This window comes from Spirosoma aerolatum (genome assembly GCF_002056795.1).
Lineage (GTDB): Bacteria > Bacteroidota > Bacteroidia > Cytophagales > Spirosomataceae > Spirosoma > Spirosoma aerolatum.
The window spans coordinates 6,175,795-6,201,474 of record NZ_CP020104.1 but is presented as its reverse complement, the minus strand read 5'-3'; the positions used below and the strand labels follow the sequence as shown (position 1 = coordinate 6,201,474).

Genomic DNA, 25,680 nt, shown 5'->3' with positions numbered 1-25,680 from the left:
TGCTGAATTAAGGTGAATGCGTTTTGTGTTGATTACTAACAGATTACCGATAAAGAAATGAATGACACATCGAACATAAACCGGAGAAACTTTCTGCGTCAGACCAGTCTGTTGAGTGCGTCGTTGCTGGCTAGCCGGATCGTGCTGGCAACGGGTAAGTCAGATCCCGTTATTCTGTTTACCTCGGGCTGGCAGGATGTCAATATTGGCGATATTGCCCACACGCCGGGCCTGATTGCGCTCCTGAAAAAACGGCTGCCACAAGCCAAACTGATTCTCTGGAAACGTAGTCGCAGTGCCAAAGTGGAAACCATGTTGAACCACTATTACCCGGATGTGCGCATCATTCACAGCCAGGTGAAAGATAACGTACCGCAGGCCGAGGAGGTGAAGCAGGCATTTCAGCAGGCTGATTTTTTTCTGCATGGCTCCGGTCCGCTGGTGGTAGCTGCCGATTATCTGGAAGCCTGGCATGCTCAGACTCATAAGCCTTTCGGACTGTTTGGCGTTACGATTCAGGATGTTTACCCCGCTCTGAAAACGCTGCTGGCCAATGCGTCGTTGATTTTTACCCGCGAAACGGCTTCTATCGAGGTATTACGAAAAGCCGGGCTGTCGGGTGGTCATATCGCCTTTGCGCCAGATGCTACGTTTGCGCTGACCATCCGCGACGATGAAAAAGCAAAGGCATTTTTAGCGGCCAATGACCTCAAACCCCGTCAGTTTATCTGCGCCATTCCCCGCCTTCGGATGACGCCCTATTACAGGATCAATGCGAATTCCGGCTGGAGCGATGCCAAAATAAAGGAAGTCGATACCCTGAACGATGCGTGGAAAGAAGCCGATCATGCCAAACTCCGCGAGGCCATGATTGCCTGGGTACGGCAAACGGGTAACAAGGTGCTGGTGTGTCCTGAAATGACGTATCAGGTAGACATCATGGACGAGCTACTGATTGATCCGCTACCCGCCGACGTAAAAGCGAAGGTCGTCCGGCATCTGTACTGGCTCCCCGACGAAGCTGCGGCTGTGTATGCCCAGGCGCATACGGTACTCAGTTTTGAGTGCCATTCGCCCATTATGGCGGCCGTGAATGGTACGCCCTGCTTTTACCTTCGGCAACCGCAGGATACGATCAAAGGGCAGATGTACTATGATTTAGGGCTGGGCGACTGGACGTTCGAGATCGAGCAGACAACGGGACAGCAGATTACGAATCGACTGATGCAGGTTACGAAAAATTACAAAGCCGCCCAGCAGAATGTCCAGAAAGCTCTATCCAACGTTAATGACCGATATGATAAAACGTTTCAGCTTTTACGAAAAACCTGGTTATAAGGCAGTGAAAGTTACAACCTAAGTTTTTAGAATCAATTGTGCCAATCGTCATCCCATGTACATCAACCGCCAACTGTACTTAACTTTTAGCCTGCTACTCCTGATTGGTTGCACCAGCGTTTTTGCGCAGAAGCAAAAAGTATGGCTCGACGCCGACACTGGCAACGAAACCGATGATGTGTATGCCATTATACGGTTGCTGGCCGAACCTTCCATTGACGTAGTAGGACTAAGTTCCGCTCATTTCAACAATGCCGATCTGGTTGCTTTTGATAAGTGGAACCAATACCCAACGAAGAACATCAAAACTGTAGCGATTAGCCAGCAACTCAATGAAGAAATTCTGCGGGCAATGGGCAAACTATCCATTCCGCATCCGCTCGGTGCCGACCGCCAGATTGGCCGGGCCTGGGGCGGTAATGAACCCCGTCCATCGGCTGCTACCGAGCAACTCATTCGAACAGTTAAAACGTTACGGCAAGGCGAGAAGTTGGACGTAATCTGCCTGGGCGCCCTGACAAATATTGCTTCTGCTATACTGATAGACTCTACAATTCTTCCCCGCGTCAGGTGGTTCGCACTGGGTGCTAAATACAATCCGCAGACCAACGCCTGGAGCAAAAACGAATTTAATATCAGAAATGATCTGAACGCTTTCGATTATCTGCTGAATAACCAGAAGGTCGATCTTACCTTAATGCCAATAGATGCCGCCCTCCCATTTCGTTTTATGCGGGATACGATCTATCATAAAATTGATGATACAGTTCTAGCCCAACGACTTCTTAAACAGCGCTGGCAGGAAACCAATCCGCAGGATAAAATCCGTACGCTCTGGGATCTGGCTTTGGTGGAGGCTTATTTGCTGCCACAAAACGCAACAATCCAGGATGTATCGACGCCCCCGGAAAACACAAAGCGGCTTATAAAAGCGTATCGTAAACTCGATGAAAAAGCCTTGACGGATGATTTTTGGCGCGTCATCAGGCAATTGAAAAACTGACCACTACATCTAAATCTAATGATAAAGCAAGTGATATTCAGTATGTTATCCCTATTGGTGTGTTTTGTGAACCTGGCAACGGCCCAGCATTCACCCAATACACTAACCGATGCGGAAAAACAAAACGGCTGGAAACTACTGTTCGATGGAGCGAGTTCGTCGGGCTGGAAAAGTGCCTACAAAGATGGTTTTCCTGAGAAAGGATGGACAGTAAAAGACGGGACAATTGGCGTGGCCGAAAGGGGTGGACATGAACACATTGTAGGGGGCGACATCGTGACAATCCAACAATTCAGCGCGTTTGATTTGAGCTTTGAGTTCAGGTTAGCCCCCGGCGGTAACAGTGGGTTGAAGTATTTCGTGACGCGATCCGAAGGCGAAAAAGGGGCCGTCATTGGGTTGGAATATCAGATTCTGGACGATAAGCTACACCCCGATGCCAAGCAGGGCAGAGATGGTAATCGCACACAGGCATCGCTGTATGATCTGATCAAAGCCAATAAGCAGGAGCAATTTGTGAACCCACCTGATCAGTGGAATACGGGTCGGATTGTGGTATATCCCAACAACCATGTCGAGCATTATTTAAATGGCATAAAAATACTTGAATATGAACGGGGGTCGCCCGCCTTTCGTGAATTAGTCGCCAAGAGTAAATACAAGGACTTTGACCATTTCGGCGAAGCACCAAAAGGGCGTATCCTGCTACAGGATCACGGCAATGCGGTGAGCTTCCGTAGCATTAAAATCAAAGAACTTAACTAACCTTACCCAGTAAACCTTATTTCTATGGATCGTCGGACATTTGTTAAAAATACTACACTGGCTACGGCCAGCACCACGATTTTGAACTTCCCTATTTACGGTAAAAACGCACCCAGCAACAAGGTTGTCGTGGCCGTAATGGGCGTCAACAGCCGGGGGGCTTATCATGCGAAATCGTTTTCCAAACTGCCGAACGTGGAGGTGGCTTATCTGTGCGATGTAGAAGAAAAAGCTATCAAAAACGGCCTGGACGCGGTTAAAGATGCCAGCCGTCAACCCACCATCATCAAGGACATTCGCGAATTGGTGACCAAAAAAGACTTCGATGCGCTACTCATTGCCGCCCCCGACCACTGGCACGCACCAGCGGCTCTGATGGGTGTTGCCAACGGCAAGCATGTGTACGTAGAAAAGCCCTGCGGTCAGAACCCCCACGAAAGCGAGATGCTGATTCAGGCACGCAACAAGTACGGTAAACTGATTCAGGTTGGTAGTCAGCGCCGGTCGTTCCCAACCCTCATCACCGCAGCGAAGGAAGTTCGGGACGGGGCTATCGGTAACCCGTATTTTGCCAAAGCTTGGTACACCAATTCCCGCAAATCCATTGGGATCGGTAAGAAGGTAGCCGTGCCCTCGACGCTGGATTTTAACCTCTGGCAGGGGCCAGCGCCACGCCAGGACTACCGCGACAATCTGGTGCATTACAACTGGCACTGGTTCTGGAATTGGGGGACGGGCGAAGCCTGTAACAATGGTAACCACGAAATTGACTGTTGCCGCTGGTTTATGGGCGTCGATTTCCCGTCGAAAGTAACGTCGTCAGGCGGGCGGTATGCCTTTAAAGATGACTGGCAAACACCCGATACGCAAGTCGCTACGTTTGAGTTCGACAACGGGAAAGCCATCACCTGGGAGGGTCGGAGTTGCAGTTCATACCCCATTGACGGCAGCGGACGGGGCTTTATCATTTACGGCGACAAAGGTACGCTGGTCAACAAAGGTGGCGGTGATTACCAGATCTTTGATGACAAAAATAAACTGGTGAAGGAGATCAAGCCGGGTACCAAACTCGACCCCAATAACACGGTCAGTGCAACCGGGGATCTGGAACTGACGCACTTCACCAACTTCGTGGAAACCATCCGGGAGAATACGAAACTAACCGCACCGATTGACGAAGGACACAAAAGCGTACTGCTCTGCCACCTGGCTAACATCGCCCAACGTACCGGCACAACCCTGCACTGTGACACGACGAACGGGCATATCAAAGACAATAAAGCCGCTACGCAACTCTGGAAGCGGGAGTACGAAAAAGGCTGGGAAATGAAGGTGTAACGATTCTAAACAAATGGTAACTACAGAGTCACGGAGAACACAGAGCTTTTTTAGCCATTCCACTCTGTGATCTCCGGGCCTCGGTGGTTATTTTATTTTTGTAATCCATTAATACCGTCCCAGATACCTCCTATGACTAAAATTCGTTTATTAATCCTGGTTTTTGCCTTATATGCCATTGGGCAGGAAAGTCTGTTTGCTTACACCAAACCTGATTCGGTGCGGGTTTTATTTATTGGTAACAGCTATACCTATGGCAACGACCTCCCCGAATTACTCGCCCAGTTGATGGCAGGGAAGGGCATAAAGTTTGGCTACGCATCGGTCACGGTAGGAGGGGCCACCCTCCAAAAACAATGGGAGGATGGTAAGGCCAAAGCGGCTATTTATAGCAAACCCTGGGATTTTGTTGTGCTTCAGGAGCAGAGTGTCCGACCGTTCACAAACCGGGACGCTTTTTTTCAATATGCCCGATTACTCGACGCTGAAATTAAAAAAACGAAAGCAAAAACGCTGTTCTATGTTACCTGGGCGGCTAAAGCCACACCCGATGAACAACCCAAACTCACCGAAGCCTACCAGACAATCGGTAAGGAGTTAGGGGCTCTGGTAGCCCCCGTGGGTGAAGCCTGGAAACTAGCCTTGCGCGACAGTATAGCTCTGCACGGTCCCGATGGACGCCATCCGAACCTGGCGGGTAGTTATCTGGCAGGTTGTATCCTGTACCGAACCATCACCAGCAAACAGGCAATGGGACTGCCCCGTCAGATCGTCCATGACGGTAAACCTGCTGCCGGATTATCAGAAGCTGAGGCTGAACGCTTGCAGAAAATTGCGGATAAAACGCCCATCGGCCAGTAAGACGCTTAAAAGCAAACAAGCCTTTAAATGGTTTGATAGGTTTTGCGACTTGTCTGTTTTTATATAAAGTGAATAAAAATTCATCTGAAATTTGTAAATGAATAAATATTCACTTTCCTTTGCATCGTCAATACGCCAATTGGTATGCGCACTAAAGACGAAGCAAAGGAAAAGATCATACTCGATACGGCCCTGCGGCTCATTATGCAGACCGGGCTATCGGGGCTCAAAATGTCGGACCTGGCCAGGGAGGCCGGTGTGGCTACGGGTACGGTGTACGTCTATTTCGATGATAAGCCTGCCCTGATCCAGCGGCTCTATGCCTATCTGCTTCGCAAAAGCCTCAGCGACCTCAATGCAGGGATTGCAGCTACTGATCCGCTACGGGTTAAAATTCAGAAAATAACCCGTAACTATCTGGATGACAATTTAAAATATCCCGAGTATGCCGCTTTTTTTGAACAGTATTTCCGCTCTCCTTACTTTGCAGAAACGGAGGTCATACGCGCCGAAGAAGCCAGCGTTATGCAACCCATTTATGATCTGGTGGTAGAAGGTCAGCAGCAAATGATCATTAAAGAAGCCAACCCGGATTTGCTGGTCACGCTGGTTTGTGGTATGCTTAATGAACTGGCCAAACAGGCTCTTTTTTCGCAGCAACCCATTAGCAAAAGCGACTGGGAGTTGACATTCTCAGTTATCTGGGACGGTGTTAAACGATAACTAGTTGTAGAGACGGCGTAGCATGTCGTCTTAATTTTTAGTCTTTAATTGAATATTTTTTCATTATAAAATCATTTCTCAGGCCATCATGAATAAGGCAACCAAAACCGTTTTTATTACCGGCAGTTCGTCGGGCATTGGCAAAGCTACCGCGCTTTATTTTGCTCAGCAGGGCTGGAACGTAGCCGCTACCATGCGGACACCTGCCAAAGAAACCGAGCTTGGTAAACTCCCAAATGTTAAGCTATTTCGGCTGGATGTGCTGGAGATGGACAGCATTCGGCAGGCAATCGCCGATGCCCGAACGGCTTTCGGAGGCATCGACGTACTGGTTAATAATGCGGGTTATGGGGCTGTGGGCGTATTTGAAGCGGCCAGCCCGGAACAGGTACAACGCCAGTTTGACACCAACGTATTTGGCGTGATGAACGTGATCCGCGAAATACTGCCCTACTTCCGGGAGAAACGTAACGGAACGATCATCAACGTAACGTCGATGGGCGGGCTCATTACGTTTCCAATCTACAGTATTTATCACGGAACCAAGTGGGCGGTTGAAGGCTTCACCGAAGCGTTGTCGTTTGAGTTACGGCCGTTCAACATCCGCGTGAAAAACATCGAGCCCGGCGCTATTAAAACCGATTTCTACGACCGCTCGCAGGATTTGCTCCAAAAAGATGGGTTGACGGCCTACGATGAGTATGTGCGTGTTACGCTCGCCAACTCCCAAAAAGCGGGTGCCGATGCACCGGGGCCGGAGGTAGTGGCCAGGAAAATTTTCGTAGCCGCCAACGACCGCTCATTCCGGCTTCGCTATCCCGTAGGTGGTCAGTCGCCCTTGCTACTGGCTTTACGGCGGATAATACCCCTAAACTGGTTCCACGGGATCGTCAGGAGTGTAGTCGAAAAGGGTTTCAAACCAACGGTTGTTTAACGTGAATTATGGTTAGATTTTTCTGTAAAGGATTAGCTTTCAGTTAGTTAATTTTGTCATCCCGACGTCAGGAGGGATCTTCGCATGAGACGAAGTACGCCAACTTACCGAAGATCCCTCCTGACGTCGGGATGACAAAACGTCTATGATTTACTTTTCTAATGATTCATAATTCACGATTGTTTAATGATCACATACGCCAAATCGGGGAGATATAGCGTATGTGGTAACCGGCGAGACTAGTCAGGCAATGAAACGCTCCCGGATTATTTTGCCGTCCTGCCAATCCTGAATGGCTACCTCCGTCACGTTAACCCGCCCATTGTCAGCGTGGTCGAAATCCAGTTCCCAAACCACAAAACTCCGGTTCCCAACCACAAGGGTACCCCTATGAGCAAACGTCCGAACCGCGGTGATTTTGCGTAGCAGCTCCTCGCCAACGCGGTAATTTTCGGCCAGGCCCGTTACGGTTACACCGTCGAGGTCGGTTTTTTCCAGATTGGGATGGTAATAGGTATCGAAAGCGTCCATCGGTTTACCTTGATTTACTAAGTCGACAAGCCCATTGAGGGCTTGTTCAATGGTTGCAGTTGCCATGAACTTTAGGTTGTTTTGACTTGAAAAAATTGGTTGAAATTAGACTAACCGTGCTCCGCCATCCACGTGAAGCACCTCACCCGTGACGGATTCGTTCTGCATGAGAAAAAGTACCGCCTTGGCCACTTCGTCGGGCCGAGCAATGCGTTTAACGGGGAGGGTTTGCGCTACAGTAGCCAGCACCTGTTCCCGATTATCGCCCAGCACGTTATTCCACATCGGGGTGTCGGTATACCCGGGCGAAATGGCATTGAAGCGGATGGGCGCCAAATCCAGCGCCAGTACGCGGGCCATCTGCTCGGCTATGGCTGTGGCGATACCCGACACCCAGGCTCCCGACACAGGGCGGTCGGTCGAAAGGCCACCGGTGAACGTAAAGGAACCGCCAGGGCGTAATTTGGAGGCAGCCGCCCGAACAACGTGGATATTACCAAGTAGTCGCAATTGGATGGGTGTGGTGTGGTCGGCCACGCTGCCCTCGAAAAGGCTGCCTAACTTAGTACCACCCGCCGACACAAATACATGATCGATGGCAGTGAGTTGGTTAAAGAACCGATTAACGGCCTGTTCGTCGGTAATGTCGAGTGGGTAAGCGGCTACGTTACCGATGCGTTGGGCCGCCTGTTGAGCAGTGGCCGTAGAGGTGCCAGTGATAGTGACGGTAGCCCCCTGTTGGTAGGCGAGTTGAGCCGTTGCGAAACCGATGCCTGAACTTCCTCCGATGATGACGATGTTCTTGTTGCTGAATGCCATTGGTTTATTGTTGAATTGACGGTGCAAAATTCAATCCCTCGCAAAAGGCATTCAAGTAGTCACGGATTAGTGAGTCTGTAACAAAAAAGTGAGATGCGAAAAGCTACGTCTACCAATACCCAAAACGCGAAGCAGTTAACAGCCAACTGCCCCATTCTGAGTACCTTTCACCTGCTGGGAGGTCGGTGGAAAATTGCCCTGATCTGGAACATTGCCCAGGACATAAACCGCTTTAGCTTGTTGCGGAACCAACTGCCGGGGCTATCGCAGAAAATGCTGGGTCAGCAACTGAAGGAATTGGAGCAGGATGGCTTCATCGGAAAAACGATCTTCGCCGAAGTGCCTCCCCGCACCGAGTATTATCTGGCGGAACTGGGTCAGTCGCTCCTTCCGCTGCTGGCGCAGGTGTACGATTGGGGGCTGGCTCACAACTTGACCCAACGCGTACAGGAGCGCTACGAGGCCGAAGCGGCTAGTCAGTCTGCACGCTAAACCTAGCCTTGTGCTGCTTTCACCTGTTATAACCAACGTCTGCAAGGAGATACTTGCAGACGAATGGCTGCTTGTCCTCTTTACTTCTCCGATTCTGCTTTGAGCAGTTCCAGCCAATGCTGCATATCTTTTGCCAGATTCTTGTTGAACGACGATTTAAATAGCCCGGCCAGAAACCCTTCCATTGATTCATCGACTGCTACCTGCGTACCGCCGGGTACTTCGGTCAGTGTCCAGTTATGAACGGCGTACATGCCAAATGTTTTACCCGTCCAACCAAGGCTTTTGTTGGGTTCAACGGTATGCAGCGTCGAGTGAATACCTGCCCCGCCCGTTTTCCAGTCGAACGTAGTGCCGGGTTGCACGGGCCCGTTGAGTGATGGTTTCGTAATGTCGGTTTGCCAGCTCGCCCAGTTGTTGATGTTGGCCAGCAGGTTCCAGACTTTATCGGGGCTGGCGTTAATGATAATACGTTTACTGCACGTTACGGGTGCTTTGGGGTTTGTTAGTACGTTCATGGTTTTGCTGGCTGATCGGTCATTTGATTTGTTGGGGGCTACTGCCAGGGTAGCCTTGTTTGAGGTAATGGCGGCAAAGCCCGATACGCTCATCAGGGCAGCCAGCATGGTTGATTTAGCGATTGTGTTCATCTTGCGTTATGGTTAACTTGATGATACAAAATTGCACCTGCCCGCTCGCCCGGAACGTTAACAAAAGATAAGGAATCACCTGAGCCTTATTTTTTCTGTATCCGGTTTCGTATTCGGCTCATGCTCACGGGTGTAATGCCTAGGTAATTGGCGATGTAGTGCTGAGGTACCCGTTCCAGAATTTTCTTTTTGCTGCCTTCCAGCAAATCAAGGTAGCGTTCTTCGGGGCTGAGCAGGAGCAGGCTAGCCATTCGTTCTTCCAGGCCAATGGTCAGGTATTCGGCAATGAGCCGCCCGAACTTCTGCCAGGCCATGCGTTGGTCGAACAGGTTTTTGAGTAAGGCGTACGGAAAGCCAATATACGTACTGTCACTGAGGGCTTCGATGGTAATGAGAGAGGGTTTGCCGGTTAGGCAACTGATATAGGCCGAGAGAAAGTGATTTTCAAAGAAAAAGTAGGTCGTTCGTTCCTCGCCATCTTTCGTGTAGAACTGTCGGAACATCCCCTCGATCACAAAGCCCACCTCGACCGAAACGCGCCCTTCCTCAGCAAATAAGGCGTGTTTTTTAAGGGTTGAAATCGTTAGATGCGGAGCCAGCAAACCCCAGTCATCGTCGGTTAAGGGTACAAACTGCTCAATCTGATGCCGCAAACGCTGGTCGGGGGTAAGTCGCTGATTGTTCATAGAACAAACTACAAAAAAGCCCGATCACCAGGAAAATGTTCGGGCAAAGAAGGTGAAAATTGGGCCGCAGTCGACAAGTTGACGTCAACATAAGACCGTCAATGCATTCAGGGGTTTGTCGGGTTAGCCAACCACAACAAAATCTTAAACGTGGTCGTTACCGGCATCCAGATAATCAAGGGTAGCAAATAGTAAAAGGCTCGTTTTGAATAACGCAAAAACAGCCAGCCCAGGAGCACTGCTGTCAGCACGCCATTGATGTCCATAAAGGTCATGATGGCTGGATTACCCTTAGACACATTGGCAATGGGCAGAAACAGAACGTTCGTCAACAAGATGGATACGTAGTAGATCATGGCTCCCCGGATGTCAAACGTATTTCGTTGAAGCCAGACATACCCGGCCGCTAAACCCATAGTGGGGTAGAGCACAAGCCAAACCACCCAAAACACCCATTGGGGTGGATAAATAACTGGTAACCTGTAGGTATTATCGAATGGGAATAGCGAAAAGCTGAGATAGGCCGTCAGCATGCCTAGCCCTAACGTACCGATTGAAAAGAAAACCAGCACATAGATGGGCCTGCTTCCCGTGCCTGACCCATTCGCTGAATCGCCGTGTACCTGAACAAATGATGTCGATTTCATGACTAAAGGTGCCGCTCTTGTTTCAACGCGACAGCACAAAAGTAGCGGCCCTATTCAGCACAGGACTAGGACAAATCGGGGCAATTGACGCACAATTTATGCCTGCTGACGGTATTGGGTCGGATTGAGGCCGGTATGTTTTTTGAAGAAACGGGCAAAATACGATAGGTCGTCAAAACTGAGTCGGTAAGCAATCTCCGAGATGGACAAACTCGGTTGACCAAGCAGTACCTTCGCTTCCAGGAGAAGCATCTCGGCAATCCATACGCTGGCAGGCTTACCGGTGGCTTCTTTTATGCATTTGTTGAGGTGGTTCGGGGTTACGGCCAGTAAATCTGCGTATTCATTTACGGTGCGTTTGCTCAGGATATGACGGGTCAGCAACTGCCGGAAGTTGGCCGTAAGCAACGCCGACGAAGTTAGCTGACGACTCTGCTTACGATGACCATATTGCTGCTGCACATCCAGTAAGAATGCATAGAACAACGAGCTGATATACGCCTGGCTATCCGTACGCTGGCTTAGAAGTGCCCGTTCAATTCGGCCTAATTGCGCCAGCAAGTCCGATAAAATTACCGGGCCAAGCGACAATACCGGGCTGGCATCAGGCTGTAAAAAGCTCAGTTCGGCTAACGCATGAGGATTTTTAAGCGTAGCTAATACGTACTCAGCATCGAACAGACCATAAAATCCGGTGGCATCGGCCATGCAGCTATCCGTTGAGACAATATCACCTGCCCGGTACACTGAAAACATGCCTGGACCAATCGTGTAAGACTCTAAACCATACGTCCGCTGAATGGAGCCACGGGTCAGGAGCATAAAATCATAATGAAAACTCCGGCTGGTTGGGATCGGAAATGCAATCCGGCGAGCAAAATCCTCAATCCGCATCAGAGTAAAAAAACGGTTGGTCGGAAAGTGGCTATCGGACCATGAATGGGGATGCCGTGCCTGCTGGCGGGCATCCTCGTCGACGAATTGATCGACAAACGTATCCGGGTCAATGATCGGGATAGGGGGCTGGTTCATGGATTGGTGCTTGATGCTGCTGTATGGCAGTATGTAGTGAACATAGGCCTTATTCAAGCTGCGTAATACAGGCCTTGAGTTCATCCAGGTACTGACCATACAACCGCTGAATGTACCACCTAAGCATAAAATAAGTGCCAATTACCGAAAGAACGGATAATACCAGCGAGGTAATTAGAAAACCAACACCGGGATGCTCAGGCAACGCTGAAAAGGCAGGGTCGCTTGTATCACCAGTAACACCGACGTAGGCCCCAAGTATGCCACCTATTACCATTCCCACTGGAATCGAACGCATACAATAGCGATAATAAAGTAGCACAAACCGACTAATTATGGCTTCCATTCCTACTAAATACTGTTTTACGGACCCTAAAGACCAATTCAACTGGTTGCGAAGCTGAAGGTACTGCCGGATAAACGTAACCATCTGGATGATACCAAGTATAACCAGGCTGCCACCCACCCACCGAAAAACCGTTGATGACCAGGTAATCATTACGAAGGCCAATACGAGCATGAATACCAGTGCCGTACCGACTTCCAGTAACAGGTTTCGTAAAATACGCTCGATAGCCGTATGCGATCTAGTTTGAAGCATTTCCTCCAGATCAGGTCCCGACTTGTCAGGAACTAACTCGAAATGAGCTTGGTAAAAGGCTTTAAACTCATCTAGTTCCATCCGTTAGTTTTGTTGTACAGTTTGTTTGAGTTGTTGCTTGATCCGATTCATTTTTACCGCTACATAATTAGGCGTAATCCCCAACACCTGACCGATAGCCGTATAATCATACTCATCGAGATAGAGCATGACCACCGCTTTGTCAATTTTATCTAACTGGCCAATGGCCTGGTAAAGCGCACTAAATTGCTGTTCTGTAGGGTCGTCCGTCAAATCAGGAAGTTGAAGAACATCCTCAAGGCCCTCCTGCGTTGGGTTTCGTTTTGTTTTTCGCAAGTAGGCGATAGCCGTATTCAGCCCTATTTGATAGAGCCAGGTCGTAAACTTAGCCTCTTGTCGGTACGTGCGGTTGGCTTTCCAGGCATTTAGCAGGATTTCCTGAAATAGATCTTCGCGATCTTCTGGTTTGTCCGCATAGAGGTGACAAACTTTATGAATAATTTTCTGATGTTGGCGAATCTGTCGGATAAATTCCTGCTCTGACAACATGAGGAGCAATTGCGAGGGACAATTAAGTCGCTAAAGCGAGATCGTTTGTTTAGTCAAACTGTTTATAACTCAAGCTGACCCTAGCTGCGGGTTAGTTCTAGCAATACCTGAATAAAGCCTGTCGTCTCAGTATCCGTCAACTACTACCAAAACGAATCAAGGCAACGGCTAGCCAATAGGGTGGGGAGAGCCTGTTTTTTTAGAATCGATTTAAGCGCCGACCGTTTTCCAATAAACTAAACCAATGCCTGCCAGGACCATCAGGTGAATAATCAGCCAGGCGCGTTGCCAGCGTGGGCGATTATCCCAGCGAACTGTCTGATCGAAGGGATCAAAAATCAAGGCAATTCCCAGGTTGCTCATCGCATCCTGATACGAGCCGGTCAGATAGAAGTAGAGGCTCATGAGCACAAATGCCCCATACATAAAACGGTTAACCTTAACTGATAGCGATTTCGTGGATTGATTATTAGCCTGCATAGTTTTTAAGCTTTAGCTTATTAGTCGCTGAATCCTACAAAATATTACAGAGCGGTCCCGTTTTTTTGAGAGCAAACGGAATTTGGTACTAAAGAGTAAGCTAAATAACTCGGGGTAATTTGTTAATTGTTCATAGGACAAACTACGAACCTGTTTAAACTTTCCAGATTTCGTTAAAAATAAATAGTTTTTTGTCATTTCGACCGGTCCGTCGGTACGGCAGGAGAAATGACAAAACAGCCTACTATTTTCTATAAAAGGGAAAGGTTAAACAGGGTCAACAAAAAAGCCCGATAACCAGGGATGAGATCGGGCTTAGAAAGTAAACAGATGCGAATTATCCCGTTAGCCGCTTATCTCTGGCAACGTAACGAGCATAGAGCAACAGGCCACCAACCACCATTGTATTGCGGAATATGTTCAGTAGGTCGTTTTCGTTGCTGGCTGCTCGCGGAATGTGAACCAGAAGAATCATCAGGAATACATACAACGCCATGAGTAGCGTGGCCAGCTTATCGAATTTGCCGATCAGACAGCTAACCATGAAGGCCAGAATACAGACACCCGTAAAGTAATCCCAGAAGAGCGGGAACGGAATCCACTTTGGCACGAAGGCTGCTCCAATCTGCGCTTTGCCAAAGTGCAGTAGCACATACATCGTGAAGGGCAGAATGAAGAGCCATTTGCCCAGGGCGGTTACTTTTTCCATGGCTGTCGACTTAAATTTCAAACGGCATAATGGACCTAATTTCGACGCTGCCCTGCGGATACTTCAGAATCGGGCAGGCGCCGGCATAATCAGTAATTTCTTCGAGCGTAGTGGCCTGACAAATGAGATAACCGGCCACCAGAAAATTCTCGGTTTTGTAAGGCGACTCACGTACACCGGTATTGCTGACAACCCGACCGGCGTACTCAATCGGGCGTGTATCGATCAGTTGCCCCCGGCTGGCTAATCCGCCGATCCATGCCTGCCAGTTGGGTAGGTCTTCCTGCATATCCTGAGGTGTTGAAACGTACTGGCCATCTCCGCTGACGTTGCGGAACAAAAGCATAAACTCCTTCATGTCGAAAAATGGTTTGATGAATTGACCGTCACAAAGGTCGGGGGAGGAGCAAACCCAACGCTTGACATTTGTCAACGTTTTCAGAGCTTTGATTTTAAGCGGCTGAGGGTTTCTGGAGAAAGGCCTAAGTAGGATGCCAGCGCTTTGCTGGAAAGCCGGGTAGCTAAGCGGGGCTGATGAGCAATTAGCCATTGCAGCCGTTCGAGGCCGTCCATTGCAATAAAGGTGTTCAGTCGAAAAACCGTGTTGGCGTACGATAATTCCATAATCTGGCGGTAAATGTGCTCAAATTGCGGTACCTGTTCCATCAGGCGCCGGAAGTTGAACCGGTTAATGGCAAGTACCTGTGTTGGTTCAGTGGCCCGGTGGTTTTCGATGGCTGGCACATTGTTTGTAAAACTGTTGAGTTCCATTAGCCAGCTTTCTTCGATGACAAAATCGCGCGTCATTTCGTTGCCCTCTTTGTCATAGACAAACACCTGAATACAGCCTTTCACCACAAAAAAGCAATAATGAGCCATGTCCCCTTCGCGCAGGATCAGTTCATTCCGTTGATAGCTGATGGGTTTGAAATTTGCCAGAACCTGTTCCAGATTAGGATCATCCTGGCCAACGCGTGTCCTTATATAATTCCGTAGTTTTTCCTGCATCATGTAAACAAAGTTGTGTAAGAAACGGGTGTTACCAGGGCATTCCAAAAACTACGTTCGGCAACTTACGCATCCAGCCGTTCATTAATAACCTGTGCTGCCTGCTGAAGGGCCAGCACAATTTCTTTCTGTCGGGAGGCCGAACAGCGAATTTCGGGTAAAAAAACGCTCAGACTGGCTACAACGAGCCCACTCTTCCGAATGGGTACCGCCAGGCCAATAATATGGGCTTTAGAGTGTGTAATGGCCAGCGAATGGGTACGGATTTTAGCCAGGGCCGTATCCAGGTCAGCAGCTGTTGTGGCATCGGGCCAGGTTTCCTCAGACGGTAAACCATTACTTTGCAGAAAGCTATCCCGTTCTTTATCCGACATAAAGGCCAGCAGCAAACGGCCCGTAGCGGTTTCATACACGTTACGCTCCGAACGACTGCGCACCTGTAAATCCTGGTCGCTGTTGACCAGGTGAACGATGAATCGTTTCTGATTTCGGATAATCCCTAAAATCGACGTTTCATTTAGCTCGGCCGTCAGTTTCTCCATCTCCTCTTTAGCCGCCAGCACCAGATTCTGGCTGTAGGAGAGGTTATTGGTCAAGTTGTAGGCCATTGGCCCCAGCCGATACCCTTTTTTTCGACCTAAATGTTCGAGATAATTCTTAGCGACCAGTGTCTGTAAAATATTGACGCAGGTAGCCTGGTTCATCTGCAAGGCTTCAGCAATTTCCGTAAGTGAATAGGCTCTTCCGGGATCGCGGGCCACCCATTCCAAAATATCAAACGCTTTAACAATGACTAAGACCATAGTAAAGAATGTAAAATGAATAATGGATAATGAGTAATGGCTGGGTAGATGTATTATTCATTGTACCGCACGGATTTCCATGGTTTATGCAAGCGCTGGCGTATAATTTTTGTCATATTTCTGTTCTCGATGAACCACCGAGCAAACCCGGTGGATTAGCTTATTGCGAACCGCGTTGAGAACGAGCATCTTATTTTTGCCGTCAGCTACCTTGCGCTGGTAGTAGGTCTGTAGCTCACCTTTCATCCGGATCGCTGACATGGCCCCTAAATGAAACAGAGATTTTAGACGTAAACGAGCATGTTGGCTCACCCGCGTTTTGCCACGCACACTGCTACCCGATCGGTATTCAAAGGGTGCCACACCCGCGTGACAGGCCAGTTTTTTAGGATCGTTGATAGCCTTGAATTCGTTGGTAGCCACCAACACTTCAGTCGCTATGGCATCACCCACACCGGGAACGGAGGTAATCCAGGCAAAAAGCTCCTTCAAGCGATCATCACTTTGGATGAGCGTATCGATCTGTTTTTCGGCATTTGCCAAATCGGCAGTGATGGCTTTTAACGAGGCCTGGCAGTTTTGGGCCAGTTGCTTTTGGAGTGACTTTTCCGCGAAGCCCTGCTGTTCGTCAATAGGTTGTTGAAGTTGCTGGCGAACGCGAAGAAGCCGTTGACGAAGGGCACTTAACGTGGCTAGTTTTTGCAGAATAGGCCTTGGTGGCTGCCAAAGGCACATTTTGTCTCGAAAACGGAAGGCGTACTCGGCAATGCGGATTGCGTCAATGGTGTCGCTCTTACCGCGCTGAAGGCCCCCGGCCTTCTTAATTTGAAGACTACTTTCCAACCAAATAGGTAGCTTCAATTTGTAAAGGGAAGATAAAAGATGCGCACAATAAATGCCTGTATGTTCGAGACAGCAGACCGATTCCATTACCGTAAATCCAGGCAACGCCTTCACCAATTTGACGGTGGCCCTAATCGCTGCTGGTGAGTTAACCGATTGAGCTTGCAATACTATGGTTTTGCCATCAAAGACGGCCCAGTCAAGGGTAGCTTTCGAAACGTCAACACCGATGAAGTAGCGAATGTCCATGAGAGATAGTAATTTAGGGTGTTCAATAAGTTCTTGCTTTGGTGCTCAAACCCTTGCTAATGGGCCTAGTTGCCCTCATTTCCATTCGAGCCTTCAAGCAAGTAAAACAGGGTGGGTCCTGAATCCGCGCCTAGAGCTGGAACTCTGCGGCCCCATAGGGTAGCCCACCCTGTTCACTAGTTGACAAGCTACCAAATCTTGAAATCTTACCACAAGACAAACCTAAAGGGCGGCCCCGATTATCCATTATTCATTAAAGTTACCGTCCCATCCAGCCACCATCTACGGTCAGGATGGTGCCGTGGACGTAGCGGGAGGCTTCAGATGCCAAAAATAAGGTTGGACCTTTGAAATCCTCAGGCTCACCCCAGCGCCCGGCCGGAATTCGGGACAAGATGCTTTTGCTACGTTCAGCATCTTCCCGAAGTGCTTCCGTATTATCAGTGGCAATATAACCCGGCGCAATCGCATTTACGTTAACGCCCTTTGCGGCCCATTCATTAGCAAATGCTTTGACCATACTTCCGATAGCACCTTTGCTGGCGGCATACCCCGGTACGGTTATCCCCCCTGAAAAGTAAGCAATGAAGCCGTAAAAATGATTTTCCCTGATCCACGCGCCACCATGTCGCGGCCAATTTCCCGGGTCAGGATAAAGGGGGCATTCAGGTTGGTGTCGATGACCTCATCCCAGTATTCATCGGGGTGATCGGCGGCAGGTTTACGGAGAATTGTACCAGCATTATTTACCAGAATATCAATAACGGGGGCGTCTCGCTTCAGGCTTTCCAAGAACGAATACAAAGCTGCCCGGTCGCTTAAATTACATTGATAGCCCCGGAACGAACGGCCTACAGCCATCACCGCTTCCCCAACTGCACTTCCATCTATTTCCAGCGAAGCCGACACCCCAATAATGTTGGCACCTGCTTCGGCCAAAGCCACAGCCATTGCCCGGCCAATCCCACGTTTGCACCCGGTTACGAGCGCGGTTTTACCCGACAGATCAAATTGTTGTAAAAAGCTCATAATTTATCATTGTGATAGTAAGTGCAAGTTTAATTTATATATGTCAAAATATAAAACTCATTTTAATGAGAAAGTAGTAATTTTTGTACTTTTTTGAGGAGATACACGCTTCTGATCGCAGGATTATTAGCTCGTTTATAATTTTTCAAACGATTGATTTGCTAAAAATAATCCTACAAAAAATAAATATCTGAAAAAATTTGGCGGATGATTAATTTGATAATAGTATTGTAATGATAAATTAATATTTATCAATGATAAATAAAATTAAAGCCCTTATGCATAACCTCTCTCTTTACCACTACCGGGCCGGGCTATTGGGGTTAGCCTTGCTTTTAACCCTGAGTCAGCTACTGGCTCAAACGTCGTCGTCGGTTTCGGGTCGTGTGACCGATGAAGGCGGGCAACCGCTCCCCGGTGTAACCGTGCTCGTGAAAAACACAAACAACGGCACAACCACAAATGCCGAAGGTGTTTATAAGCTGTCGTTGCCTACGGGGAATACTACGTTAGTGGTTTCCTATGTGGGGTATTTAAGTCAGGAAGTTGCTGTAAATGGGCGATCTACAATAGATGTCCAATTGGCTCCTGGCGATAAAACCCTGAATGAAGTGGTCGTAGTTGGGTACGGTACGCAGCAAAAGAAGGATTTGACCGGAGCAATAGCTACGATTGGTTCGAGAGACATTCAGAAGGTACCTGTTTCGGGTTTCGATCAGGCATTGAAAGGCCAGGTGGCTGGCTTGCAGATTACCAATACATCGGGGGCGCCGGGCGGTAACACCAGCGTCCTAATTCGGGGGATTAGCTCCATTACGGGTGGTAATGAGCCACTCTATGTAATTGATGGCTTCCCGGTCAATAATGCTGGGTTCGGTAATCCGTTGAACACCATTAATCCGGGCGATATCGAGTCGATTGATGTTTTGAAAGATGCGTCGGCTACCGCTATTTATGGGTCACGTGGCTCCAACGGGGTCATTATTATTACCACCAAACAAGGAAAATCGGGTAAGGCTAAGATTGAAGTGAACGCCTACACAGGTTTCCAGCAGGTGACCAGAAAAATCGAGATGATGAACGCCCAGGAATATGCGGCCTGGGTGACTGAAGCCCGCAATGCGTCTTATCTCGATAATGTAGCAGGAGCCAATATCAATGACCCTAATAGCAAACGCGCCAGCTCGTACCAGATTCCTGCCATTTTTCAGGATCCCTCTAAGTTAACCACCACCGACTGGCAGGATGCTATTTTCCGAACAGCACCCATCCAGAACTACCAGATTTCAGCTTCGGGTGGAACGGATAATTTCCGGTATGCCCTGTCGGGGAGTTACTTCAATCAGCAGGGGATCATTATCAGTTCGGGACTGCAACGGTATACGTTCCGGGCAAATCTGGAAGGCAAGCTCTCCGATAAAGTGAGCATAGGGGTAAACCTCACGCCCAGCTATACCGATCAGAACGATGTGAATGCCGAAGGACACTATGGAGCACTGGGGATTTTGAGTGCTGCTCAATCCATGCCGCCCTTTGTGCCGGTGTACAATGCCGATGGTTCCTACAGTTCCTATATTGTCGTAACAGAAGGCCAGCCATCGATTGCAAATCCGGTTCAGATTGCCAATGAGTACAAAATTCACCCCTCTCAATTCCGGATTCTGGGCAACGCGTTTGCTACCTATTCCATCCTGAAGGACCTTAAGCTTCGCGTGACATTTGGTACCGATATCAATCAGTTCAAGCGACGGACCTGGACGCCTAACACGATCAATCCAAGTAACCCATCGACCGCAGAAGCGCGGAATGGCGAAGACAATAGCTGGTTGAATGAGAACACGCTCAATTACAAACGGCAGTTTAACGATCATACCGTCGATGCCATCATTGGCTACACAGCCCAACGTTCCTACAGTGATCTAGTCATCGCTACCGCCGGCAACTTCCCCGACAATCTGATCCCTAATATTAACGGGGGAACGGTAACCAGTGGCAGCGAGAGTACTCAGATTTATACCTTACAATCGTTTCTGGCCCGTGTTAACTATGGGTATAAGGACAAATACCTCATTACGGCTACACTGCGTCGGGATGGTTCGTCGCGCTTCGGAGCCAATAACCGCTGGGGAACATTCCCGTCGGCGTCGGTAGGCTGGCGCGTTTCGGAAGAAGGGTTCATGAAAGGTCAGAGTCTTGTGAGTGATCTGAAACTGCGGGCCAGCTACGGCCTGACGGGAAACAACGCCATTGGCAACTACCGGGCTATTGGGCAACTGAGCGGTGCCAATTACGTCATTGGCGATGTACTGACACCCGGTCTGGGCCGTTCGTCGTTCACCAATCCCGAACTGGGTTGGGAGTCGACCACGCAGGTTGATGTTGGGCTTGATTTATCAGTGTTGAACAGCCGGCTTTCCTTCACCGCCGATTATTACCGCAAGGTGAACTCCAATATGTTGTTCACTATTCAGACACCCGCCGTAACGGGTTTGACGAGTGCCGTGGTCAATCTGGGTAAGGTAGAAAATAAAGGGGTTGAACTGAGTATGAGTTCCCGAAATCTGGTGGGTGCGTTCAAATGGAATACCAATTTTAACATCACCTTCAACCGCAACAAAGTACTGCAAATGAGTACCGATGCCGAGCGGATTCTAAGTGCGTCCGGTGGTCGGCCTGCTTATGCGGTTACGCAGGCGGGTTATCCCATCGGCAGTTTCTTCGGTCGTCGGTTCCTGGGTATTTTCCGAACTGAGGAAGAAGCGAAAGCCTACACGGTTCAGCCAAACGCCCACGCTGGCGACGTCAAATGGAAAGATATCGATGGGAATGGGGTCATCAACGATAATGATAAGGAAGTGATTGGCAGCCCCTATCCCAAATACTACTTCGGATTTAATAACACCTTTACATACAAGGGTTTTTCGCTGGATATTATGACCAGTGGTCAGGTGGGTCAGCAGGTCTACAATAACTCCTTCTACCTCAACAACTCCGGAGTGCAGAATAACGCCCAGTACGTGTACGACAACCGCTGGGTTTCGCCCGATCAGCCCGGTAATGGGTTGTTTGGCCGGGCTATTCGCGGGGGCAAAAACGATAACACCCAGTACAGCTCCGTATATCTGTTCGATGCGTCGTTCTGGCGTATCCGGAACGTAACACTGGCCTATGCGTTGCCCAACACGCTTGTCAATCGGCTGGGACTGGGGGGCGTACGGGTCTATGCCACGGCTACCAACCTGTACACCTTCACCAGCTACTTCGGCTACGACCCCGAAACCAATATCAGCGGGGATAGCTTCACCTCGTTCGGGCTTGACTTCGGGGCCTATCCACAAGCGCGAACTGTAACGTTTGGTGTCAATTTATCATTCTGATCTGCCGACTTATAACGTCTTATTTATATGAAAATCAGTCTTTTTCTTATCATTCTGTCGGCTTGTCTGCTGGGAGCCTGCCAGGATGTTTCGCTTGACCAGGTTCCACAGACGGAGCGTAGCGAAGCCAATTTTTACCAAACCAACGCCGACTTTTACAATGCCATTGTCGGTGTTTATGGGGCGCTTAAACTACCGGGTATTATTGAAAAAGGAAGTGGCTCATACCTCTATATGACCGAACTCTCGACCGACAATACCGATACGGGACAGGCCCGGGGTGGTACTGCTACAGAACTGTATTATTTTGAGGATTTCAACTTCGCCCTCTCCAGCACGACCATTTCCAACGCCTGGACCAGTCACTATGCCGGTATTGCCCGGACGAACTCCATCCTCGACCGCTTACCGGCCGTGAACATTCCACAGGCTTCGAAAGACCGGTTCGAAGGGGAGGCTAAATTCATGCGGGCTTTGTTTTACTTTAACCTGGTTCGCTTCTTTGGCGATGTTCAGTTAGCAACGCACGAGATCACATCGCCTTATGGGGCCAACAGCCTGCCCCGGTCACCCGCTGCTGATGTCTATGCGTTGATCATTAGTGATTTAAAAACCGCCGAGACGAAGCTGCCAGCCACCATTCCTGCTTCAGAGGCTGGCCGGGCTTCGGTCTGGGCGGCTAAGTCCCTCCTGGGGAAAGTCTATCTGACACTGAAACAGTACGACAATGCGGCTGCGAAGCTGAAAGAAGTAATTGATGGAAATGCCTTCAGCCTGATGCCTAAATACGCGGATATTTTCCCGGCTACTACATCGTTCGTCAATAACAAGGAATACATCTTCGCGGTACAGTATAAATCGGGTCAGGTTGGTCAGGGTAGCGATCTGTGGTCGAACTGGGCTGCGGTGAATGCAAGTGTTGCGTTGCTGGGCGCAGGGGGTGGCACGGGGGGCGGCTTCAACCGACCCACCGCCGACATGGACGCTGCCTACGAGCCCGGCGATTTGCGGAAGGATGCATCCATGCTTAATTCCTACAAAGCAGCCAATGGAAGTACGGTAAATGAACGGTATGTGGTTAAATTCCGCCAGCAGGGGGCGCTGAATGCCGATTCTGACGTGGACTTTCCCTTGCTTCGGTACGCCGATGTGTTGCTGATGTATGGCGAAACGCTGAACGAACTGGGCCGCACGGCAGAAGGGCTTACCTACCTCAATCAGATTCGGAAACGGGCGGGGCTAGCCGATAAAACCGGACTATCGCAGGCCGATTTTCGGCTGGCAATGGAGCAGGAACGCCGGGTCGAACTGGCGTTTGAAGGGCACCGCTGGTTCGATCTCGTTCGAACGGGCCGGTTCATACCCGTTATGACTGCTAAGGGCTACAAGGTGAAAGATTTTAATCAGCTCTACCTGATCCCACAACGGGAAATCGACCTGAATAAATCAATCACCCAGAATACAGGGTATTAATCAACAACTAACCCGCTAAGGTCGCCATCACCTTAGCGGGTAAAACTTCCTCCCTGATTTTTATATGAAACCAGCATCGTATCTACTGTTTTCGGCTCTTCTATTTCTTGGCTTGACGCTATCAGCGCAACCGGTCAAACGGCTGTATCTGGCTAATGATGACCATACCGACTACATGTGGACGGGTAACGAAGCCCAGTACGATACGGTTTTTGTCAGAATGATCGACTATTACCTGGCTCAAATCGACTCGACGCAGAACAACCCGGCCGATTTTCAGGCCCGATTCAATCTGGATGGGAGTTATTGGATCAAAACGTATCAGAAATTCCGCAGCCCGGCTCAGGTTGAACGACTAATTAGTCGTATCCGCACAGGCCACATCAGCAGCCCTCTTACGGGCCTGGTTAGTACGTATGGCGGACAACCCACCGAGGCCGTGTTGCGCGGCATGTACTACGCGGGCCAGCTGGAACGACAATGGAATTTACGGTTTCGGCTGGCCGTCTGTATGGAAAACCAGACCCTGCCGCTGGGTCTGAGTTCGTTATGGGCGGGGTCGGGAGCAAAATATAGCTGGCGGGGCGTTTGTGGCTGTGCCAGCCGGATACCCAATGCCAGTCTGGCCCATCGCCGGAATCAGTTGTATAGGTACATGGGGCAGGATGGTCGTTCGGTGACGATGAAATGGTACAGCCGGCCCATCTATAACGGGCGCACCCTGGGTGGCTATGCCGAAGCCCGACGCGAAAAAGACCCCAAAGACATTGTGGGCGACATGGGTAAAGTGGTGGAGGATATGACGGTGATGTGTGATACCGTTACAACAACATCGGCTTATCCGTTCAACGTAGCAGGTGCCTTTGGCTATGGCTGGGATGACCTCAGTACATACGTATCGCCCCCGTTTATCCAGGCAGCACAACGCTATTCGACTCCGTTGCGTAAAGTGCGGGTGTCGAACGAAGAGGATTTTTTTGCCGATGTAGACCGCAGCTACCCCAAACTGCCCACCGAATCGGTGAGCTATGGCAACGAATGGGATGTTTACCCGGTGTCGATGAACGAAACCACGGCCCACATCCGGCGAGCCACGGAGAAGCTGCGGTCGGCAGAAGCACTCTCGGCATTGGTATCCCTCAAAGACAGCACCTTTGCCCGTGATCTGGCAGAAGCCCGGGACCTGGCCTGGGAAGCGTATGGCCTTTACTGGGAACATGACTGGACAGCCGACGGACCCGTATCCAAACGGGATCGGGCCAACTGGCAAACGAAACTGCATCACCGGATCGTTGGGTACGTCGATACCCTGTTCAACAGGGCGTCGCTGGCTATGGGGCAACAACTCAAAATGGCCCCATCCCGCGCAGCTGCCTCACGCTTCTATGTATTTAATCCGTTGAATTGGTCGCGCAATGATGCGGCCGACCTCGACTACCCGGGAGCGGAAGCCGTTCGGGTAATCGATTTGCAAACAAAACGCGAGGTAGTGAGCCAGCGGATTCAGAAAGGCGGCAAGTCGTTCGTACGAATCTGGGCTGAAAACGTACCGTCGGTGGGCTATAAGGTGTATGAAATTCAGAAAGGAACGCCAGCCAGCCAGCCCGATGCGGCCCAGGTAAACGGAGAGGTTATCCAGAATGAACACTACCGGGTCCGGCTAAAAAAATCGGGCGTTATCAGTGAACTCTACGACCGGAAAGCCAATCGGCAACTAGTGAAGACGCCAAACGTCGGGTCTCCGGGCGAACGGTGGTTTAACGACATTGGCACAACAAACCCAGACGCCGGGAACGCGCTCGTCGTGGAAAACAAAGGCCCCGTTTCGGTAACGCTTAAAGCCGTTTCCAATGATCCCATTGCCCACACTGTTCGGGTAACGCTATTCCGCAACAGCCGCCAAGGCGGATCGCCCCGCATTGACATTGAAGACAGCCTGCAAGCCAACTTCGGCGACGTAAAGACTTGGGCGTTTTCGCTGAATCTGACAAACCCGACGACCAATCACGAAGAGTTGGGGGCCGTTCTGACGGCTAAAAAGGAAACGCGCGGTGGGCATTACGCTAGCCAGAATGCCCGCTACGACTGGCAGACATTCAACCATTTTGCCGACATCGGTGAGCCAGCGTTTGGACTTACCATCTCGAATCAGGATTGTAGTTTTTTCAAGCTGGGGAAAAGTACTCCTGATTCGCTTTGGGAAACGTCGGCACAGTTTAACGCGCTGGCCGGTGGACAGGTCGATACCTATGGATCGGGTAAAAAAGATACGCTACGGCTCGGCATTTATAACCAGAACGGAGTGACGAAGTTTCGCTACCATTTTGCCCTGACAACCCGCACAGCAGCTTTCGATGCTCTGACGGCCATGAGATTCGCGCTCGAAGATCAGAATCCACTGGTGGCTGGAGCCGTAACCGGCACGCAGGCAACCTATCCTGAAACGAACTTTTCACTGCTCAAAGCCGATACGCCGGGCCTGCTGATCTGGACGTTGAAACCCAGTGAAGAAGGCATCGGAAACGGCTTGATCGCCCGGTTCTGGAATTTGAATAAAACCCATTCCACCCCCACACTGAATTGGGCATTGCCGATTCACCGGGCCTGGCAAACAACGCATATCGAAACGAATGAACAAAGCCTGAAACCAGCTAAAACCAGCTTGAAAACGAATTTCAACGCCCGGCAGATCAATACGTATCGGCTGCAATTTTGAGCA

At 49.8% G+C, this 25,680-nt stretch carries 25 protein-coding genes and 1 pseudogene; 11 read left to right on the top strand and 15 right to left on the bottom strand.

From position 1 onward, the window contains the following. The first annotated feature begins 57 nt into the window (after positions 1–57). The 7 genes from B5M13_RS25750 (at position 58) to B5M13_RS25720 (ending at position 6,962) form a co-directional block, all read left to right on the top strand. Positions 58–1,338: a polysaccharide pyruvyl transferase family protein gene (locus B5M13_RS25750; protein ID WP_080058402.1), complete on the top strand. Its 1,281-nt coding sequence runs from the start codon at positions 58–60 to the stop codon at positions 1,336–1,338. A gap of 55 nt (positions 1,339–1,393) precedes the next feature. Continuing rightward, positions 1,394–2,341, top strand: a complete 948-nt coding sequence (locus tag B5M13_RS25745; RefSeq protein ID WP_080058401.1) for a nucleoside hydrolase — start codon at positions 1,394–1,396, stop codon at positions 2,339–2,341. An 18-nt stretch (positions 2,342–2,359) separates the two neighbouring features. Continuing rightward, positions 2,360–3,106, top strand: a complete 747-nt coding sequence (locus B5M13_RS25740) for a 3-keto-disaccharide hydrolase (protein ID WP_080058400.1) — start codon at positions 2,360–2,362, stop codon at positions 3,104–3,106. Positions 3,107–3,130: 24 nt separating this feature from the next. Beyond that, positions 3,131–4,444: a Gfo/Idh/MocA family protein gene (locus B5M13_RS25735; protein WP_080058399.1), complete on the top strand. Its 1,314-nt coding sequence runs from the start codon at positions 3,131–3,133 to the stop codon at positions 4,442–4,444. Between the two features lie 132 nt (positions 4,445–4,576). After that, the gene (locus B5M13_RS25730; RefSeq protein ID WP_080058398.1) at positions 4,577–5,305 is read left to right on the top strand and encodes an SGNH/GDSL hydrolase family protein; all 729 of its coding nucleotides are present in this window, start codon (positions 4,577–4,579) and stop codon (positions 5,303–5,305) included. 144 nt (positions 5,306–5,449) lie between these two features. Further along, positions 5,450–6,028 carry a TetR/AcrR family transcriptional regulator gene (locus B5M13_RS25725; RefSeq protein WP_080058397.1) on the top strand — a complete coding sequence of 193 codons (579 nt, stop codon included), beginning with the start codon at positions 5,450–5,452 and terminating at the stop codon, positions 6,026–6,028. Between the two features lie 88 nt (positions 6,029–6,116). Further along, complete coding sequence (locus B5M13_RS25720) at positions 6,117–6,962, top strand: SDR family oxidoreductase (protein WP_080058396.1); 846 nt, start codon at positions 6,117–6,119, stop codon at positions 6,960–6,962. Between the two features lie 243 nt (positions 6,963–7,205). Here the strand turns inward: B5M13_RS25720 and B5M13_RS25715 are convergent, their stop codons facing one another. Together B5M13_RS25715 and B5M13_RS25710 are read right to left on the bottom strand one after the other, a co-directional pair. Continuing rightward, positions 7,206–7,559 carry a SnoaL-like domain-containing protein gene (locus B5M13_RS25715; protein WP_080058395.1) on the bottom strand — a complete coding sequence of 118 codons (354 nt, stop codon included), beginning with the start codon at positions 7,557–7,559 and terminating at the stop codon, positions 7,206–7,208. Positions 7,560–7,598: 39 nt separating this feature from the next. Beyond that, entirely contained in the window at positions 7,599–8,312 is a 714-nt protein-coding gene (locus B5M13_RS25710) for an SDR family oxidoreductase (protein ID WP_080058394.1), read from the bottom strand. Between the two features lie 93 nt (positions 8,313–8,405). Here B5M13_RS25710 and B5M13_RS25705 point away from each other — a divergent pair, with 93 nt between their 5' ends. Beyond that, positions 8,406–8,804: a winged helix-turn-helix transcriptional regulator gene (locus tag B5M13_RS25705; RefSeq protein ID WP_080058393.1), complete on the top strand. Its 399-nt coding sequence runs from the start codon at positions 8,406–8,408 to the stop codon at positions 8,802–8,804. Between the two features lie 80 nt (positions 8,805–8,884). Here B5M13_RS25705 and B5M13_RS25700 read toward each other — a convergent pair whose 3' ends face one another. From B5M13_RS25700 to B5M13_RS25640, 13 genes and pseudogenes are all read right to left on the bottom strand, one after another. Beyond that, positions 8,885–9,454, bottom strand: coding sequence for an SRPBCC family protein (locus B5M13_RS25700; protein WP_080058392.1), 570 nt, complete (start codon positions 9,452–9,454; stop codon positions 8,885–8,887). Between the two features lie 86 nt (positions 9,455–9,540). After that, entirely contained in the window at positions 9,541–10,140 is a 600-nt protein-coding gene (locus B5M13_RS25695; RefSeq protein WP_080058391.1) for a Crp/Fnr family transcriptional regulator, read from the bottom strand. Between the two features lie 107 nt (positions 10,141–10,247). Next, entirely contained in the window at positions 10,248–10,787 is a 540-nt protein-coding gene (locus tag B5M13_RS25690) for a TspO/MBR family protein (RefSeq protein ID WP_080058390.1), read from the bottom strand. A gap of 96 nt (positions 10,788–10,883) precedes the next feature. After that, a complete protein-coding gene (locus tag B5M13_RS25685) occupies positions 10,884–11,819 on the bottom strand; it encodes a helix-turn-helix domain-containing protein (protein ID WP_170061192.1) in 936 nt (311 codons plus the stop codon). A 49-nt stretch (positions 11,820–11,868) separates the two neighbouring features. Next, entirely contained in the window at positions 11,869–12,501 is a 633-nt protein-coding gene (locus B5M13_RS25680; protein ID WP_080058388.1) for a hypothetical protein, read from the bottom strand. Between the two features lie 3 nt (positions 12,502–12,504). After that, positions 12,505–12,990, bottom strand: coding sequence for an RNA polymerase sigma factor (locus B5M13_RS25675; RefSeq protein WP_080060082.1), 486 nt, complete (start codon positions 12,988–12,990; stop codon positions 12,505–12,507). Between the two features lie 210 nt (positions 12,991–13,200). Beyond that, positions 13,201–13,470: a hypothetical protein gene (locus B5M13_RS25670; RefSeq protein ID WP_080058387.1), complete on the bottom strand. Its 270-nt coding sequence runs from the start codon at positions 13,468–13,470 to the stop codon at positions 13,201–13,203. A gap of 337 nt (positions 13,471–13,807) precedes the next feature. Next, positions 13,808–14,179: a DoxX family protein gene (locus B5M13_RS25665; protein ID WP_080060081.1), complete on the bottom strand. Its 372-nt coding sequence runs from the start codon at positions 14,177–14,179 to the stop codon at positions 13,808–13,810. Positions 14,180–14,189: 10 nt separating this feature from the next. Further along, complete coding sequence (locus tag B5M13_RS25660) at positions 14,190–14,537, bottom strand: YciI family protein (RefSeq protein ID WP_080058386.1); 348 nt, start codon at positions 14,535–14,537, stop codon at positions 14,190–14,192. 80 nt (positions 14,538–14,617) lie between these two features. Then, positions 14,618–15,190 (bottom strand): Crp/Fnr family transcriptional regulator, encoded by a 573-nt coding sequence (locus B5M13_RS25655; RefSeq protein WP_245859497.1) that lies wholly within the window; start codon positions 15,188–15,190, stop codon positions 14,618–14,620. A 62-nt stretch (positions 15,191–15,252) separates the two neighbouring features. Beyond that, a complete protein-coding gene (locus tag B5M13_RS25650) occupies positions 15,253–15,990 on the bottom strand; it encodes an IclR family transcriptional regulator (RefSeq protein WP_080058385.1) in 738 nt (245 codons plus the stop codon). A gap of 84 nt (positions 15,991–16,074) precedes the next feature. Next, positions 16,075–17,082, bottom strand: a complete 1,008-nt coding sequence (locus B5M13_RS25645; RefSeq protein ID WP_080058384.1) for an IS110 family RNA-guided transposase — start codon at positions 17,080–17,082, stop codon at positions 16,075–16,077. Between the two features lie 259 nt (positions 17,083–17,341). Then, a pseudogene (locus B5M13_RS25640) lies at positions 17,342–18,111 on the bottom strand (SDR family oxidoreductase). Between the two features lie 278 nt (positions 18,112–18,389). Here B5M13_RS25640 and B5M13_RS25635 point away from each other — a divergent pair. From B5M13_RS25635 to B5M13_RS25625, 3 genes are all read left to right on the top strand, one after another. Next, on the top strand, positions 18,390–21,488 hold the full coding sequence (locus B5M13_RS25635) for a SusC/RagA family TonB-linked outer membrane protein (RefSeq protein WP_080060079.1): 3,099 nt from the start codon (positions 18,390–18,392) through the stop codon (positions 21,486–21,488). 27 nt (positions 21,489–21,515) lie between these two features. Then, complete coding sequence (locus B5M13_RS25630; protein WP_080058383.1) at positions 21,516–22,961, top strand: RagB/SusD family nutrient uptake outer membrane protein; 1,446 nt, start codon at positions 21,516–21,518, stop codon at positions 22,959–22,961. A gap of 64 nt (positions 22,962–23,025) precedes the next feature. Beyond that, on the top strand, positions 23,026–25,677 hold the full coding sequence (locus B5M13_RS25625) for a glycosyl hydrolase-related protein (RefSeq protein ID WP_080058382.1): 2,652 nt from the start codon (positions 23,026–23,028) through the stop codon (positions 25,675–25,677). Positions 25,678–25,680 lie beyond the last annotated feature (3 nt).

What these genes read in the sequence shown, in the direction of transcription:
- B5M13_RS25730 (WP_080058398.1), top strand. Translation starts at nt 4,577, where the DNA reads ATGACTAAAATTCGTTTATTAATCCTGGTTTTTGCCTTATATGCCATT.
- B5M13_RS25630 (WP_080058383.1), top strand. Translation starts at nt 21,516, where the DNA reads ATGAAAATCAGTCTTTTTCTTATCATTCTGTCGGCTTGTCTGCTGGGA.
- B5M13_RS25715 (WP_080058395.1), bottom strand. Translation starts at nt 7,559, where the DNA reads ATGGCAACTGCAACCATTGAACAAGCCCTCAATGGGCTTGTCGACTTA.
- B5M13_RS25700 (WP_080058392.1), bottom strand. Translation starts at nt 9,454, where the DNA reads ATGAACACAATCGCTAAATCAACCATGCTGGCTGCCCTGATGAGCGTA.
- B5M13_RS25735 (WP_080058399.1), top strand. Translation starts at nt 3,131, where the DNA reads ATGGATCGTCGGACATTTGTTAAAAATACTACACTGGCTACGGCCAGC.
- B5M13_RS25750 (WP_080058402.1), top strand. Translation starts at nt 58, where the DNA reads ATGAATGACACATCGAACATAAACCGGAGAAACTTTCTGCGTCAGACC.
- B5M13_RS25705 (WP_080058393.1), top strand. Translation starts at nt 8,406, where the DNA reads ATGCGAAAAGCTACGTCTACCAATACCCAAAACGCGAAGCAGTTAACA.
- B5M13_RS25655 (WP_245859497.1), bottom strand. Translation starts at nt 15,190, where the DNA reads ATGATGCAGGAAAAACTACGGAATTATATAAGGACACGCGTTGGCCAG.
- B5M13_RS25660 (WP_080058386.1), bottom strand. Translation starts at nt 14,537, where the DNA reads ATGAAGGAGTTTATGCTTTTGTTCCGCAACGTCAGCGGAGATGGCCAG.
- B5M13_RS25645 (WP_080058384.1), bottom strand. Translation starts at nt 17,082, where the DNA reads ATGGACATTCGCTACTTCATCGGTGTTGACGTTTCGAAAGCTACCCTT.
- B5M13_RS25745 (WP_080058401.1), top strand. Translation starts at nt 1,394, where the DNA reads ATGTACATCAACCGCCAACTGTACTTAACTTTTAGCCTGCTACTCCTG.
- B5M13_RS25725 (WP_080058397.1), top strand. Translation starts at nt 5,450, where the DNA reads ATGCGCACTAAAGACGAAGCAAAGGAAAAGATCATACTCGATACGGCC.
- B5M13_RS25710 (WP_080058394.1), bottom strand. Translation starts at nt 8,312, where the DNA reads ATGGCATTCAGCAACAAGAACATCGTCATCATCGGAGGAAGTTCAGGC.
- B5M13_RS25670 (WP_080058387.1), bottom strand. Translation starts at nt 13,470, where the DNA reads ATGCAGGCTAATAATCAATCCACGAAATCGCTATCAGTTAAGGTTAAC.
- B5M13_RS25720 (WP_080058396.1), top strand. Translation starts at nt 6,117, where the DNA reads ATGAATAAGGCAACCAAAACCGTTTTTATTACCGGCAGTTCGTCGGGC.
- B5M13_RS25650 (WP_080058385.1), bottom strand. Translation starts at nt 15,990, where the DNA reads ATGGTCTTAGTCATTGTTAAAGCGTTTGATATTTTGGAATGGGTGGCC.
- B5M13_RS25665 (WP_080060081.1), bottom strand. Translation starts at nt 14,179, where the DNA reads ATGGAAAAAGTAACCGCCCTGGGCAAATGGCTCTTCATTCTGCCCTTC.
- B5M13_RS25685 (WP_170061192.1), bottom strand. Translation starts at nt 11,819, where the DNA reads ATGAACCAGCCCCCTATCCCGATCATTGACCCGGATACGTTTGTCGAT.
- B5M13_RS25690 (WP_080058390.1), bottom strand. Translation starts at nt 10,787, where the DNA reads ATGAAATCGACATCATTTGTTCAGGTACACGGCGATTCAGCGAATGGG.
- B5M13_RS25675 (WP_080060082.1), bottom strand. Translation starts at nt 12,990, where the DNA reads ATGTTGTCAGAGCAGGAATTTATCCGACAGATTCGCCAACATCAGAAA.
- B5M13_RS25695 (WP_080058391.1), bottom strand. Translation starts at nt 10,140, where the DNA reads ATGAACAATCAGCGACTTACCCCCGACCAGCGTTTGCGGCATCAGATT.
- B5M13_RS25740 (WP_080058400.1), top strand. Translation starts at nt 2,360, where the DNA reads ATGATAAAGCAAGTGATATTCAGTATGTTATCCCTATTGGTGTGTTTT.
- B5M13_RS25635 (WP_080060079.1), top strand. Translation starts at nt 18,390, where the DNA reads ATGCATAACCTCTCTCTTTACCACTACCGGGCCGGGCTATTGGGGTTA.
- B5M13_RS25625 (WP_080058382.1), top strand. Translation starts at nt 23,026, where the DNA reads ATGAAACCAGCATCGTATCTACTGTTTTCGGCTCTTCTATTTCTTGGC.
- B5M13_RS25680 (WP_080058388.1), bottom strand. Translation starts at nt 12,501, where the DNA reads ATGGAACTAGATGAGTTTAAAGCCTTTTACCAAGCTCATTTCGAGTTA.